This is a genomic window from Frankia sp. Mgl5, assembly GCF_023242985.1.
Lineage (GTDB): Bacteria > Actinomycetota > Actinomycetes > Frankiales > Frankiaceae > Parafrankia > Parafrankia soli.
On the sequence record NZ_JALKFY010000618.1, the window covers coordinates 78,724 to 91,011 of the forward strand.

Sequence of the window (12,288 nt, forward strand, 5' to 3'; positions counted from 1 at the left end):
CCAGAAGCAGGGTGGCGGCCTCTGCCCCGGTAGCGACACGGACGCCTGACCCTTCCCCACTGGCGTGAGGCCTCCACTGGCCCGCCCACACCCCGAGGCCCTGCCGCAGCGTCGCGGCGGGGCCTCGGCCGTCAGTGGCCCGGCACGCTACCCGAGGGCGGCGCTGCGGTGTAGGGCGAGCTGGTGGCCCAATTCGGCGACAGCGGGAAGGGTGCCCCAGCCTGCGTTCATCCGTTGCCACAGATCATCCACCGGTCGAATCACCCACCGCACGGGCCGATGCTCGATAGCGCCGAGGGCTCTTCCTGCCGCGTCGGCGGCCTGCTCAGGGTCAGGATTCTTCCGGCGCAGGAATGAGCGGGCCAGCGCGTTATACGTACCTCCCATCTCTCCAAACTGGCCGGTTCCTGCGAGTAGCCGAAGCGAGTTGCGTGCGTGCGATTCGGCCGCCACCCCATCGCCGAGTGCTGCATACACAGAAGCACTGGCAGCGTGGGCGTTCTGCTCGTCGAGGGTGAGTGGACCTGGAACGGCTACATCCACCAGGATGTGATCCCACATGTCCTCGAGCGCAGAGCGAGCCTGGGTCGGTCGGCGCGCCTTCGCGGCGGACTGCGCTTCGTTCGCTGCGAGCGTGGGGAAGATGTAGGGATCGGCATTGGCCCGGGCCGATGCCGCGATGTTCATCGCTCCGATGTAATCGCCGCCAAAGTGAGCCAAGGCCCACTCCATGGAAGCGACCGATCCGGCTAGTAGCCGGTCTCCCGCCTCCTCGGCGTGATGCGCGGCGATGGGGAGATGGGCATGGGCGACCGAGTCCTGGCCCAAGTCGAAGGCAAGCGTGGCGATGTAGTACGAATACCAGCCGGCCTGTCCGGTGAGCTGCCGACGCACCTGCGGGGAGACTCGAGTGTCGAGCAGCTTCTGTACGCGGATCCACCCGGCCTCGAGATGCGGGACCAGCGCTAGCCTGGGTGTCGTGTTGTAGGTCTCGGCGATTCGGCGCAGGTCGACGCCGATCTCTCGGAGCGTCTTAGGGATGGGATCGGCTCGGGCGAGTCGCTCGGAGAGTGCAGACGCTGAGGCGCCCGTAGCGAAAATGAATCCGGTTGCGAGGCCGCCGGTTTGAAGGAGCTGTCTCCGGTCCGTGGTGTCCTCCTCGGCCGCAGGGGAGCGCTCCTCTGAGAGTGCCTGGAACCCTGGGCTTTGGTCTAGTCGATCAAGCGTGGCGATTGCCGATGTTGGCTGGCGCTCGGAGAGGGTAGGAGGGCTCGCCGCAGGGGACAGCTTGTCGGCGGCCTGGCGCAGCTTTTCGGCTTCGACTACGCGGCAAAGTCTGACGATCTCTCCGCCGGCGCCGAGCGCCTCGTCGACCAACTGGGCGAACCTGTCGGACAGTGGCTCCTTCTCGCGTTCGCATCTGCTGATGGCCGAACGCGCCTTCGGGAAGCCGGCGGCGGTGGCAAGCGCGTCCTGGGTGAGCCCCGCGTCAGTACGGCGGCGGCATAACTCCGCGCCGAGCTGGGCGAGGGGTGAGGGGGCGGCGTCCATCCCGGTGGTCCTCCGGGCGTGATGTCGAGGGCGTGTGGCGTGCGTACTCGGATGCGTTGTGTGAGCGCATCAGACCATAGCCGGAGCGTGACCGCGAGTCACGAGCTTCCCGACATCTGGCCCCGCCGCGAGGGGATGCCTCGCCAGGGCAGGGCTCAGACGCTGTCTACAAGATCGAGAATGCGATCGAGGATCGCAATCACATACGCGCGCCGCGGTGCCTCGATGCTGAGTAGGCGCGTCAGTACCCGTATCTCCTCGGCGCCTGACGCGGCGATCTGCCCGGCCAGCGCCTCGACTGGCAGGGTCTCGCCGGTCTCGTGATCCACGCTGACCCTGTGTCGGATCGTTCCGGTCGAGTCTCGGAACTCTTGGACCACCGCTCGCGGATGATCTTTCGGGATCGGGTCACCGCCGAGTGCGACGAGCTCGGCGGAGCCTTCCTGCCAGTCCAACGCCTCCTCTACGCCTGCGATCGTGTCGTCGGTGACGGACTGGCTCTCGCCTCGTTCAATCCGGCCGATGGTGGCGATGCTGAGCTGCGCACGCTTCGCAGCCTCGAGTTGGCTGATACGCAGCGTCTTCGTTCGGTAGGCACGGATGGCCCGTCCAAGGTGTGCTGCCTGCTCATCGGTGAGATCCATCGTGCCCATTCACTCATGAGAACTCATATCGAGTGGAGCCCATGGTGGCCCATTGGCGTGGTGTCGCGCAGGCGGTCCCTCGTCGTGTGATCTTTGGCATCGCTTGAGTTGACATGAGACTTCATGAGTCGACATCATGTCGCTCATGTCGCGAACGATGACCATCGAGGTGAGCGGCGACGAGATCCGGTCCAAGCGGGTCTCCTGCCGCTTGACCCAAACCGAGCTGGCGACGCGTGCCGGTGTCGACCAGGGTTGGCTCTCCAAGATCGAACGTGGACGAGTACGCACGATCTCGCCGCGATTCCTCCGCGCGATCGAAGAGCACATCGGTCCGGTGACTGCCACTCCCACGGGCACCACCAGCTCGGACACGCCGTGACATCGGGTCGAGTGCCTCCGCAGATGGCCGAGACGCCGGCCGAGCGCCACCTCCGGGCGGTGCGTGCCGGTCACATGCGTGCGGCGACGGCGCCGTCGGCTGCGTCGATCTCCGCGCCAGCGCGGTCCGCGTTCCTGAGCAGCTTCACCCGCAAGGCGATGGAGCTGCACCCGGATGCGTCGGCTGAGGAGATCGCGCGGATCGCCGCGCACCTGCGCAAGGCGCACTTCGCAGCGCTCGGGAAGGCCTCGGCCGCGGCGCGCGTGTCGCGGCGCAGGTCCACGGCGCCGTGATCACCCGTCCGGCCTGCACACGGGGGGCCAGACCGGACGGGATCACCGGAGTTGGCCCCTCACAAACGCCCTCGACGACCTCCGAGAGGAACCGTTCATGAAGGTACAGGACACCCGAAGGCGGCACCTGCTGTTGCTGGCGACGCAGGCGAGCCGGTTGCCGGTGGCGGTGGTGACGGCCGAAGTGCGCCGTCTCGCCCCGGACACGGCGGGTCGCCTCACGCTGTGGGCCCAGCTCACGCAGGCGCTGCGCGCCGCCGACGTCGACGAGCTCGCGGCCCTGGCCGCGGTGGTCGACCCGCTGCTCGTCCAGCTCGTGCCCGACGCTCCCGCCGGCCTGGCCGTGCTGGCCCGCGACGCGGTGCCGGTGGTGGCCCGATGACCCCCGAGCTTCGGCGACGTGATCACGCCCGGCTCGTGGGCGAACGGATCCGCATGGTCCGCACGCAGCAGGGTCTGAGCCTGGCTGATGTCGAGAAGAAGTCCGCCGGCAAGATCAAAACTGTAGTGATCGGCTCGTACGAGCGCGGCGACCGCATGGTCACCGTCGAGCGTTTGGCGGAGATCGCCGAGTTCTTCGGCGTCCCGGTCAGCGTGTTCCTCGCGGGCGCCGAGACGCTGACAACGCCCCGGCCGCGGATCGTCCTCAATCTCGTGGCGTTGCACTCCGCCCCGCCCGAGGCGGACGCGCTCCGCCGGTGGGCGACGCTCATCTGCCGGATCCGGGGGGACTGGAACGGGCTCGTCCTCTCCGTCCGCATCTCCGACATGGTCCACATCGCCGCGGTTCTCAGCACCACGCCCGGCGGCGCGCTGGACCTGATGAACGAGTGGGGTGTCCTGCACGACATCCCCAAGCTCGCCGACCTCGAGATCGAGCTCGGTAACGCGATCGGCTGGAAGCGATGAGCACGTCAAAGCGGCCGATGGCCGCCGTGCCCGAGGCCGAGCTCTGGGACGCGATCACGAACGCCACCTCGGCCGCGATCGCGTACCGGGGGCAGGGCCCGACGGTGCACGGCATCGCCCGCCGCCTCTCCGCCCCCGGCTACGCCGTCGCGACCGCCGAACTGGAGGCCCGACTCGGCACCCTGTACGCGGACGGTCTCCTGGCCCACCGCTCCACCGGGGGGACCGTTCACTGGCGGATCACCTCCGCCGGCCAGGCGCACGCCCAGGCGCTGCGCGACCGTGACCTCACCGACGCCGAGGCCTGGCCGGCGATCGCCGCGCACCTTTCCGAGCGGGCGACGAGCGGCAGGCACGCGGACGTCATCTCGCCGGCCGCGATCGCCCGGTCGCTGGCCATCCAGACCCGGCAGGTCCTGGCCTGGCTGACCTGCCAGGCCACGGCCGGCCTGGTCGTGCAGAGCACCCTCCACGACCGCCCCGTCTGGGCGATCACCCCCGCCGGACGCGACCGCACCATCCAGACCGTCCACGCGGTGAGCGCATGACGCCCGCCAGCTGGATGACGCCGGCCGCGGGCTCCGAGCGGCCCGCCGGCACCTCGACGCACGACACACCCTCCGGGCAGATGCCGATGGTCGTCCCCGCCGAGGCGGACCGAGATGGCCGGCGTCGGGCACTGCTCGCCTTGGCCCTGAGCCCGATCCAGGACCCGGACCAGCTCGCCGCCCACGTCGCCGCGCTCACGCCCGACTCCCCGGACCGGATGGACCACTGGTCCCGCCTGGTCCTGGCCGCCGGCGCGGCCGGCGCCGAGCCGAGGCGGATCGTCGCCATGGCGATGACCGTCGGCCCGGTGCTGCTGGCCCTGGTCCCGGAGCCGCCGCCGTTCGAGATCGACATCGATCACGACACGGTCGCACTCAAGATCAGGGGTGCCCGGTGACCGGCCTCGGATCGCACTGGACGGACGGCCCGGCCATCGCGCAGAGCGTCCGCAGCCTGGCGATCCAGGCCGAGGCGCTGCGGATGGCCGCGGACTGGTGCGAGCTCGGGCACATCCTCGGCGTGGGCACGATCGCGGTCGGTCCGACCGGCGCGATCAGCGTGCACGTCGAGCCTGCGGGCAAGCTCCCGCCCGCCGCGGTCCGGCTCCGGTCGCTGTGGTCGGTGTGGGACGCGGCCGAGCTCGAGATCGGCACGCCCGTCCGGCTCGCCGCCGGCCAGTGGGGGCAGCTCGTCAGTCTCCGCGTGCCTGTCCCCGGGCTCGACCTGACGTTGTGGTGCTACGAGCGGATCACCAACCCGCACCTGGCCGCAGCGTGACAGCCCCCGGGCCCGTCGCGGACGGGCGGCTGGCCGCCGGGCGCGGCCGTGGCGGGCCCGGGATCCCCGCGGGAGCGTCCGCAGATGGATGACGTGCTGCCGCTGCGTGAGCTGCTGCTGATGGATGAGGACGTCCGCCGGCGGCTGCGCGACCTGCGCGCGTACCGCTGGCGGACCGGGATCGCCAGCCATCCCACGACCTGCGACGCCGACGGCGTCGAGCTGCTGTGGGCGCTGACCGAGGACCCGAAGGACCCGAAGTGGATCCCGCTGGTCGCCACGCCCCGCCCAGATGGCGCGGTCGGGATCTACCGCGACGGGGGCGCGCGGATCGCGCGGGTCAACCCGCCGCCCGGCTTCCCGTGCGGCCGCTGGGACACCCACTTCGCCACCTGCCACGACCCCGACCGATATCGGCGGCCGCGGACCTAAGACCCGCCGGCCCACCGCGGCCGGCCCACCACCCGAGAGGACGCATGTGATCGCAGTGGAGGGGGCCGGCCCGCCCGGCCGGACGGTGCTCGTCGACCACGTGACCGCGGGGCGGCTGCGATGAGCGTGCCTCTGCGCGTCTCATCGAAGCTGCCGCCGACGCACGAAACCAACGGCCTCCTGGAGATGATCAGAAGGTTCGCGCGTGCGAACGAGCCGGTCCTGGCAATCGTGCGCCTGGAGACCGTGCGGCTAACGACCCACACCGCCGAGGGCTTGATCGTGCCGACGATCGAGATCCGTGAGGCGGAGCCGGAAGGCCGCGCGCTGCCCGCCGCGACGTTGCGGGACCTGCTCGACCGGGCTCGCCACGACCGGAACCGGATCACCACACTGCCGTTCGTCGACGTCGAGGCGGCACGGCGATGACCCCGTCGGAGTCATGGTCGGTCGCGGCCGCGACCGTCGGCGCGTTCGCGGCCGCGTACGCCGTGGCGCACGCCCTGGTGCTCGCCGGCGGTACAGCGATCCGTCGTGTTCGCGCGCCGCGGCCGGTCCCGACCGTGGCGCCGGCCCAGGCCGCCAGCCCATCGGATCCGCCGCCGGCTCCGCTGCGTCCGCCCGCGGCTGGCGCCTGATGGCCGGCCGTCGTACCCGGGCACCGTGGCTTCCCGTCACGGACACGGCGCCCACATCGACGACCGACGACCCGCCCCCGGCGATCCGTGTCCTCGTCCTCGAGCGCGCCGGCGGGCAGTGTGAGTCCTGCGGCGACGAGCTGATCATCTCCCGTCGTTCGCTGCACCACCGCCGCCCGAAGGGCATGGGCGGATCCCGTGAGGTCACCCGGCACAGCCCGGTGAACCTGCTCGTGCTGTGCGGCCGGGACAACACCGACGGATGCCATGGCGACGTGCACGGCTACCCGACCGCGGCCCGCGACGCCGGCCTGCTGGTGCGCCGTGCCGCTGATCCCGCCCGGGTTCCGGTCCTGATCCACGGCAAGCGCCTGGTCCTGCTCACCGCCGAGGGCACCTACGCCGAGGAGGCGCGATGAAGCTGCTGCTCGTCCCCGTCCGCTCGGACGCGCTGCGCGCGCACCGGGTGACCGCGGATGTCCTCGGCCGGCACGTACTCGGGTTCGCCTCGGCCGTCGCCCGACTCGCCTATGACCACCCGGCGCCCCACGGCTTTGTCCTGGCCGGCGCCCTCAGCACGCCCGAGGAGGTCGCCGCCGAGGCGACCCTCGTCCGTGCTGGCCTGTGGCGGCCGGACCGCGTCGAGGGGCTCGGAACCGGCTACTACCTCGACGGCTGGGACACGGCGATCTCGGCGATGCGGCAGGTCGGCCGTGGTTGACGCCCGCCTGCCCGGCCCGTGGTTGCACCGGCCGGAGTACTGGGAGCTCTCCGACCACGCGTGGCGGGTCTTCACCCACGGGCTGATGTGGAGCGCCGACAACGGCACCGACGGGCGGATCCCGCCCGCCTTCCTGACCATGCTGCACCGGGCCGGTGTGCCCGAGGAGGTCGCCGACGAGCTCGTCGGCCGTGGCCACTGGGAACGCACCGCCGACGGCGGGTTCCAGGTCATCGACTGGTCGGGCCGTAAGGGCCAGTCGACCGACGCCGAGGTTCAGGGCTACCTGGCCCGCAAGCGTGCGAACCAGGCCGCCTACCGCGCCCGGCTCGCCGCGAAGGCTGCGGCCGCGGCCCCGCCCGTGCCCGGTCGCGTGACCGGTCACAGCGCCCGTCGGGTGACCGGTCAGGTAGGCGCGGCTCGGCCCGGGGGTCTTTCTTCCGTGTCGTCACCACCACCCGATCAGGGGGGTGGTGGTGACGAGACCAGACATTCCCCGCGCGTGCGTGCGGGTGCGCGCGAGACCCCGCCGGGCCCGAAGCTGAAGCCCGCAACCTGCGACCAGCCCCAGCACACCCGCGTCGAGCTGTCCGCGGCCGGCGTCTGCTGGGCATGCCGGGCCGAGCAGGTCGGAGACGACACCCGGTGGGACCGAGAGGACCAGGCCCGCAGAGCCAGCGCGCCGTCCCGCGCCGCGGCTCCTGTCCCGGCTCGTACCCCCGCGGCCGCGCCGGCCGCCGTCGCACCCGCGCCCGTTCCCCCCGCCACGCCCGTGACGGCGCCCGCCCCGGTTCCGGCACCCGTTCCGACCGCCCCGCCGGGCCTGCACCTGGTGACCGCCAGCCGTCGCGGCCGCCCACGACCGCAGACCAACCCGCCCTGGCGCCAGCTCGCCCTACGGCTGTTCGTCCAGCCCGCGGCGCTCGCTCCATCCGGGCAGATCCAGCCCGGCCAGCAACCAGTCATCACCGCCGCCTGACCCGCACGAAAGGCAAAAGCTATGGATCATGTCGGATCGATAGATCACACTCCCTGGTGGGAGGTGATCAGCCGTGTACTCAGCCCCGTACGTCGCGTCCGAGGACCGCGAGGACCTGCCCGCCACGCCCCCGGCGCGGCCGCACCCCCCGACCTGCCGGGGCTGGGCGGGCCAGGACGAGGAGGGCCGGCCCCGTCCGTGCCTGACCTGCCGGCCGTGGCTGCGCCGGCGGATCCGGTGGGGACAGCGGACCCCGGTGAGGACCACGAGCTCCAGCTGACCCGAGGCAGGTACCGCTGGTCCTGGGCCTGCAGCACCTGTCGTTGGGCCGGCCTGGACCTCCCGACGGCCGCGGCCGCCGAGGCCGACCACGACGCGGCCGCCGCGCTCGCCGCGACGCTCGCCACCACCGGGCCGATCCCCGTCCCGATGCCACCCCTGCCATCCGTCCCGCCGCCGGCCGAGGGCCCGGTGAGGGCAGGGCAGCCGCTCCCGCACGAGTGGACGGTCTGCGTCCAACGCGCCGGGTTGATCTGGTCCGCATGGATCGTCGGCGCCAAGCCCGGCGTCACCGCCGAGGGCTCCACGCCCGCGCAGGCCCTCATCGGGATCGGCGGCGCGCTCATGGTCTGGCTCGACAACGGCGGGCCGGAGAAGGATCCGCCCACCCATGCCGTGCTCCTGGGCGCCCAGATCGCCGGCGCAGTGCTCCCTGACGCCGTCCCGATCCTGTGACCCCACGCCGGGGCCCCGCGCATCGCCACCCGGGACCCCGGCCAGGTCGGCCACCCGGCCGCCCAGAGCGTCCGACCCGGCAGCCAATACACCACAGCCGTAGATCACATCCGCGGATAACAACCGCGCGCCGCCACCACAACCACACGCCGGCCCCAGGGTGCGCCCACACCCCAGGGCCGGCCGAGCCACCACCCGCCCCTTCGGAAGGCGCTGACCCGTTGCCCCATCCTGCCCCCACCCGATACAGCTGGCTGGCCGAGGACTACCTACGCCACTGGGCGACGATGCTGACCTCCCCACGACTGTGGGACGCCCTCCTCGCCGTGGTCCTGGCCCTCGTCAGCGGCGCACTGCCCACCGTCGAGATCGGCAGGGCCGCCCTGCACGCCGGCCAGACACCCCCGCACGCCGCGGGCACCGCCGCGGCCGGCATCCTGCTCGCCGCCGCGGCGGCCCGCGAGGTCCACGTCCGCCGGGTCGCCGGCGCGCGCTGGACCCGGCCCGCCGTCCTGCTCGCCGTTCCGCTCGCACTCGGCGCGGCCTGCGCGCTGGCCACCACCGGCCCGGCCGGCCCGCCGTCGTGGTGGGTGTCCGTCCTCGCTCTCTGGCCGGCCCTGGCCGTCGCCGGCGCGCTGGCCTGCCGGCTCACCCGCCCGAGCTCCCCGTCCGCGGCCGCTGAGCCGACCCTGAGCCGCGATGAGTCGAACCTTGAGCCGCCGGCGCAGACCGACGAGCCGCAGGGCGCAGGCACCAAGACGGCCCGGCTCCTCGCCCTCGCGGCCAAGCTCCCGGACGACGACCCACGCGGACCCACCGAACGCGCGGCCGCTCTGGCCGCCCAGGTCGGCATGCACGCGGCCACCGCGCGCCGCATCCTCGCCGGCACCCAGCGCCGGCCCGAGCCGACCCACGCCGCAGGCTCACCCCCGGCTCAGACAGGCACCACATCATGATCCGTATCCGCCTGCTCGTCCGCGCCCTCGGCCGCCGACCCTGCCACCGCGCCACCTGCGGCCACCCCGTGGCCGACCACCGCCACGACCACGACCGGACCTACTGCGCCCGGTGCGACTGCCTCGCCTACCACCGGCGCATCGGCGGCCGGCGCCGATGAAGATCCGCCCGAACGACCCGAAACCGCCTACTCCACCGCGAACCACCGACAGAACGGACCAGCGATGACCGACCAGACCTCCCACACCGAACATCGGGTCAGCCTCGAGTTCTGCGCCCGTGACCGCGAGCTGGCCCTCGGCCTGCTCGACTTCGCGAACACCACCGCGCGGGACATCGCCACCGCCTACCCCGGGGTCGAAACCGCCGTCTCGCTCAACGAGTACCAGGTCACCGACGTCCAGCCCCTCGTGCACGCCGCCGTCGTCGACGACGTCACCAACCGCGTCCTCGCCGCCCTCCACCAGGACCAGCAGACCCGACAGGCAGGCACCCTGTGACCCCCGACGGCACCACCGACCAGCTCGACGAGTGGATGATCGTCGAACTGATGGGCCGTGTCCGCCGCGCCGGCCGGGTGCGCGAGGTCGAGATCGCAGGGAAGGGTTTCTTCCGTCTGGACGTCCCGAACGGGGACTCGTGGGCCACCCAGCTCATCGCCCCGGACGCCGTCTACGCCCTCACCCCCACCACCGAGGACATCGCCCGCGCTGTCGCCGTCCACGAACAGCCGCAGCCGGTCTACCGCTGGGAACTCCCCGCCGCACCCGCGCCCCGCACCGTCGAAGTCGATGATCAGGACGACACCGACGACGAGTCGGCGCTCTGATGGGCGGCGAAGGAGGTACCGGCGGCCCCGTGCGGCCCGCCCTCACCCGGCCGGCGTGGGTTCGGCCCCCGGCTGTCAGCACAGATCACCCACTCGACGGCATCGGCGACGTCGCCCTGGCGCTCGGCGGGTCGCTCACGAGCTGGACCGCGGACCTGTTGCGGCTCCTCGCGAAGTCCGACATGGAGCGCCTGGCCGTCCTCGCGGCCGCCGTCCCCTGGCATGCCCACGCCTACCTGTGGTGGCGCCGGCCGCGGCCCACCACCCCGACCGCCGGCGAGCTGCTCGCCGAACTCGCCCGCGCCGAGGCGGACGTCCGCAGGTGCAACATCCACCCGGAGGCGCCGGCGACGCACACCGCCACCATGCCGAGCGGCCACAAGCAGCCCGACGGCACCTACACCGAGCGGGTGCCACTCTGCGGGCCCTGCGCGGACCGCATCGCCGCAATCGGCTTCTCCGTGGTACAGCACGCTGCGACCCTGCCGCCGGCCCTGAGCTTCGCCCCGATCGCAGCATTCTCCGACGCCGGCCCGATCACCCTCAACGCTCCTGACGGCGGCCGGCTCTGCGAGCTCCGGCCCGGCCCGGACGGGCGGTGGACCGCCGTGTACGACCCGGCCGACCTCGACGCCGCGGCCCGCACGTTCCTGGACGCGGTCGCCGAGATCGCCCGCAGCAGAGCACCGAAGGGAGGCGCCGATGTTCCCCAGTCGTGAGGAGCTGAAGTATGCCGGCTTCGAACTGCGCATCCGCCGTCTCGCGGCTGAACTTGATCAGATGATGCGTCCTGTCCTGCTGGCACGCCTGGCCGGTGACATCCGCATCGTCGTCGGCGCAGGTCGGGACACACCAGCCCGTAACGAGTCGGAGTGACCTTTACCGCGTCATGATGGGCGCGTGCGACCCGACAGCGCGGACTACGTCTACAGCCTGACCAGGGAGCTATCGGACTGGTGGGGTCGGCTCGTCGAGATGATCGACGCACGCACCCCGCCGCCGGCCGCGGTGCGGACACGTGGCGCGCTGGCCATGTCGGCGGCGCACGACTGCGGCACCCCCTGGGCGCACGCGGCCGATTCCACGCCGGCGGCGCCCAGGGTGTACTGCCCGGCCTGCTCGGCCGGCGGCACTCTGGGCGCCCGTGCCGCGTACCTGCGCGCACCAGCTGTCGCTGTCGGCTCGGGTGGCTCGCCGGCCCCGCTGCGCGTCGGCGCGCTCGACGCCACGTTCGCGATCCGGACCGGGCTGATCACTCTCGAGGTCGCGGTCCGCCAGGCCCTCGGCGACGCCACCCGCCCGGCCCCCAAGCCCGCCGACGGTGTCGATCTGGACACGGCCACCGTGCAGCAGGCGAGCAGCTACCTCGGCCGCCAGGCCGCCCGGGTCGTCGCCCTGGACACGCTCGCCTGGGCGGTCGATGAGCTCCGGATCCTGGTCGGTCTCCTGCGCGCCCAGGTCGGTACGGCACGCCAGGTCCGGGCCATCGCCGGCCCCTGCCCGATCTGTTCGACGTGGTCGCTGCGTGCGTTCCTCGGCCGCGAGCAGATCGCCTGCAGCAACGCCGAGTGCCGTTGCGAGCAGGACGACTGCGCCTGCCAGGCCGGCCGGCCCCACCTGTGGAAGTTCTCGCCCGACCCGCGCCGCGACGAGTGGGCCCGGCTGTCCCTCGTCCTCGACGTCGAGCTGTACGGGCTGCTGATGCCCACGGAGGACTGATGGCTGATGCCGAGGTCACCACGTCCGAGGCGATCGTGTTGTTCGGTGCGTCCGGGGTGCGGATCACTCGTCAGCACGTGTGGGACTGGTCGCGTCGAACCCGCATCGACGGGCCTCTGATCACCCCTGCGGGACGGCGAGGCAGGGAGGCAGTGTGGTCCTGGTCTGCCCTG

The 12,288-nt window shown here is 72.4% G+C and carries 23 protein-coding genes; 21 read left to right on the forward strand and 2 right to left on the reverse strand.

Annotated features, from left to right (window positions below):
* Positions 1-147: 147 nt before the first annotated feature.
* Together MXD62_RS16530 and MXD62_RS16535 are read right to left on the reverse strand one after the other, a co-directional pair.
* Positions 148-1,551 (reverse strand): helix-turn-helix transcriptional regulator, encoded by a 1,404-nt coding sequence (locus MXD62_RS16530; RefSeq protein ID WP_248830136.1) that lies wholly within the window; start codon positions 1,549-1,551, stop codon positions 148-150.
* A gap of 155 nt (positions 1,552-1,706) precedes the next feature.
* The gene (locus MXD62_RS16535) at positions 1,707-2,195 is read right to left on the reverse strand and encodes a helix-turn-helix transcriptional regulator (RefSeq protein WP_248830137.1); all 489 of its coding nucleotides are present in this window, start codon (positions 2,193-2,195) and stop codon (positions 1,707-1,709) included.
* Between the two features lie 157 nt (positions 2,196-2,352).
* On the opposite strand from MXD62_RS16535, the gene MXD62_RS16540 reads away from it, so the two are divergent.
* The 21 genes from MXD62_RS16540 to MXD62_RS16640 all read left to right on the forward strand — a co-directional run bounded on the left by MXD62_RS16540 (position 2,353) and on the right by MXD62_RS16640 (position 12,115).
* The gene (locus MXD62_RS16540) at positions 2,353-2,577 is read left to right on the forward strand and encodes a helix-turn-helix domain-containing protein (RefSeq protein WP_195905889.1); all 225 of its coding nucleotides are present in this window, start codon (positions 2,353-2,355) and stop codon (positions 2,575-2,577) included.
* Between the two features lie 23 nt (positions 2,578-2,600).
* A complete protein-coding gene (locus tag MXD62_RS16545; protein WP_248830138.1) occupies positions 2,601-2,870 on the forward strand; it encodes a hypothetical protein in 270 nt (89 codons plus the stop codon).
* A 97-nt stretch (positions 2,871-2,967) separates the two neighbouring features.
* Positions 2,968-3,252 carry a hypothetical protein gene (locus MXD62_RS16550; protein WP_248830139.1) on the forward strand — a complete coding sequence of 95 codons (285 nt, stop codon included), beginning with the start codon at positions 2,968-2,970 and terminating at the stop codon, positions 3,250-3,252.
* Positions 3,249-3,779 carry a transcriptional regulator gene (locus MXD62_RS16555; protein WP_248830140.1) on the forward strand — a complete coding sequence of 177 codons (531 nt, stop codon included), beginning with the start codon at positions 3,249-3,251 and terminating at the stop codon, positions 3,777-3,779. Before MXD62_RS16550 ends, MXD62_RS16555 begins: the two co-directional genes overlap by 4 nt.
* Positions 3,776-4,327, forward strand: a complete 552-nt coding sequence (locus MXD62_RS16560; RefSeq protein WP_248830141.1) for a hypothetical protein — start codon at positions 3,776-3,778, stop codon at positions 4,325-4,327. The genes MXD62_RS16555 and MXD62_RS16560 overlap by 4 nt, the downstream gene beginning before the upstream one ends.
* Positions 4,324-4,725: a hypothetical protein gene (locus MXD62_RS16565; RefSeq protein WP_248830142.1), complete on the forward strand. Its 402-nt coding sequence runs from the start codon at positions 4,324-4,326 to the stop codon at positions 4,723-4,725. The genes MXD62_RS16560 and MXD62_RS16565 overlap by 4 nt, the downstream gene beginning before the upstream one ends.
* Positions 4,722-5,105 (forward strand): hypothetical protein, encoded by a 384-nt coding sequence (locus MXD62_RS16570; protein ID WP_248830143.1) that lies wholly within the window; start codon positions 4,722-4,724, stop codon positions 5,103-5,105. The genes MXD62_RS16565 and MXD62_RS16570 overlap by 4 nt, the downstream gene beginning before the upstream one ends.
* A gap of 84 nt (positions 5,106-5,189) precedes the next feature.
* A complete protein-coding gene (locus tag MXD62_RS16575) occupies positions 5,190-5,537 on the forward strand; it encodes a hypothetical protein (RefSeq protein ID WP_248830144.1) in 348 nt (115 codons plus the stop codon).
* 120 nt (positions 5,538-5,657) lie between these two features.
* Complete coding sequence (locus MXD62_RS16580; protein WP_248830145.1) at positions 5,658-5,966, forward strand: hypothetical protein; 309 nt, start codon at positions 5,658-5,660, stop codon at positions 5,964-5,966.
* Positions 5,963-6,175 carry a hypothetical protein gene (locus MXD62_RS16585; RefSeq protein WP_248830146.1) on the forward strand — a complete coding sequence of 71 codons (213 nt, stop codon included), beginning with the start codon at positions 5,963-5,965 and terminating at the stop codon, positions 6,173-6,175. Before MXD62_RS16580 ends, MXD62_RS16585 begins: the two co-directional genes overlap by 4 nt.
* Positions 6,175-6,594 (forward strand): HNH endonuclease signature motif containing protein, encoded by a 420-nt coding sequence (locus MXD62_RS16590; protein ID WP_248830147.1) that lies wholly within the window; start codon positions 6,175-6,177, stop codon positions 6,592-6,594. The genes MXD62_RS16585 and MXD62_RS16590 overlap by 1 nt, the downstream gene beginning before the upstream one ends.
* Positions 6,591-6,896, forward strand: coding sequence for a hypothetical protein (locus MXD62_RS16595; protein WP_248830148.1), 306 nt, complete (start codon positions 6,591-6,593; stop codon positions 6,894-6,896). The genes MXD62_RS16590 and MXD62_RS16595 overlap by 4 nt, the downstream gene beginning before the upstream one ends.
* On the forward strand, positions 6,889-7,875 hold the full coding sequence (locus tag MXD62_RS16600) for a hypothetical protein (RefSeq protein ID WP_248830149.1): 987 nt from the start codon (positions 6,889-6,891) through the stop codon (positions 7,873-7,875). The genes MXD62_RS16595 and MXD62_RS16600 overlap by 8 nt, the downstream gene beginning before the upstream one ends.
* A 237-nt stretch (positions 7,876-8,112) precedes the next feature.
* Positions 8,113-8,610, forward strand: a complete 498-nt coding sequence (locus MXD62_RS16605) for a hypothetical protein (protein ID WP_248830150.1) — start codon at positions 8,113-8,115, stop codon at positions 8,608-8,610.
* Positions 8,611-8,831: 221 nt separating this feature from the next.
* Positions 8,832-9,566, forward strand: coding sequence for a hypothetical protein (locus tag MXD62_RS16610; protein WP_248830151.1), 735 nt, complete (start codon positions 8,832-8,834; stop codon positions 9,564-9,566).
* Positions 9,563-9,727, forward strand: a complete 165-nt coding sequence (locus MXD62_RS16615; protein ID WP_248830152.1) for a hypothetical protein — start codon at positions 9,563-9,565, stop codon at positions 9,725-9,727. Before MXD62_RS16610 ends, MXD62_RS16615 begins: the two co-directional genes overlap by 4 nt.
* A 64-nt stretch (positions 9,728-9,791) precedes the next feature.
* On the forward strand, positions 9,792-10,067 hold the full coding sequence (locus MXD62_RS16620) for a hypothetical protein (RefSeq protein ID WP_248830153.1): 276 nt from the start codon (positions 9,792-9,794) through the stop codon (positions 10,065-10,067).
* Complete coding sequence (locus tag MXD62_RS16625) at positions 10,064-10,396, forward strand: acetyltransferase (RefSeq protein WP_248830154.1); 333 nt, start codon at positions 10,064-10,066, stop codon at positions 10,394-10,396. The genes MXD62_RS16620 and MXD62_RS16625 overlap by 4 nt, the downstream gene beginning before the upstream one ends.
* Positions 10,397-10,425: 29 nt before the next feature.
* On the forward strand, positions 10,426-11,115 hold the full coding sequence (locus MXD62_RS16630; protein WP_248830155.1) for a hypothetical protein: 690 nt from the start codon (positions 10,426-10,428) through the stop codon (positions 11,113-11,115).
* Entirely contained in the window at positions 11,099-11,272 is a 174-nt protein-coding gene (locus MXD62_RS16635; RefSeq protein ID WP_248830156.1) for a hypothetical protein, read from the forward strand. Before MXD62_RS16630 ends, MXD62_RS16635 begins: the two co-directional genes overlap by 17 nt.
* 24 nt (positions 11,273-11,296) lie before the next feature.
* Positions 11,297-12,115, forward strand: a complete 819-nt coding sequence (locus MXD62_RS16640; RefSeq protein ID WP_248830157.1) for a hypothetical protein — start codon at positions 11,297-11,299, stop codon at positions 12,113-12,115.
* Positions 12,116-12,288: the final 173 nt, after the last annotated feature.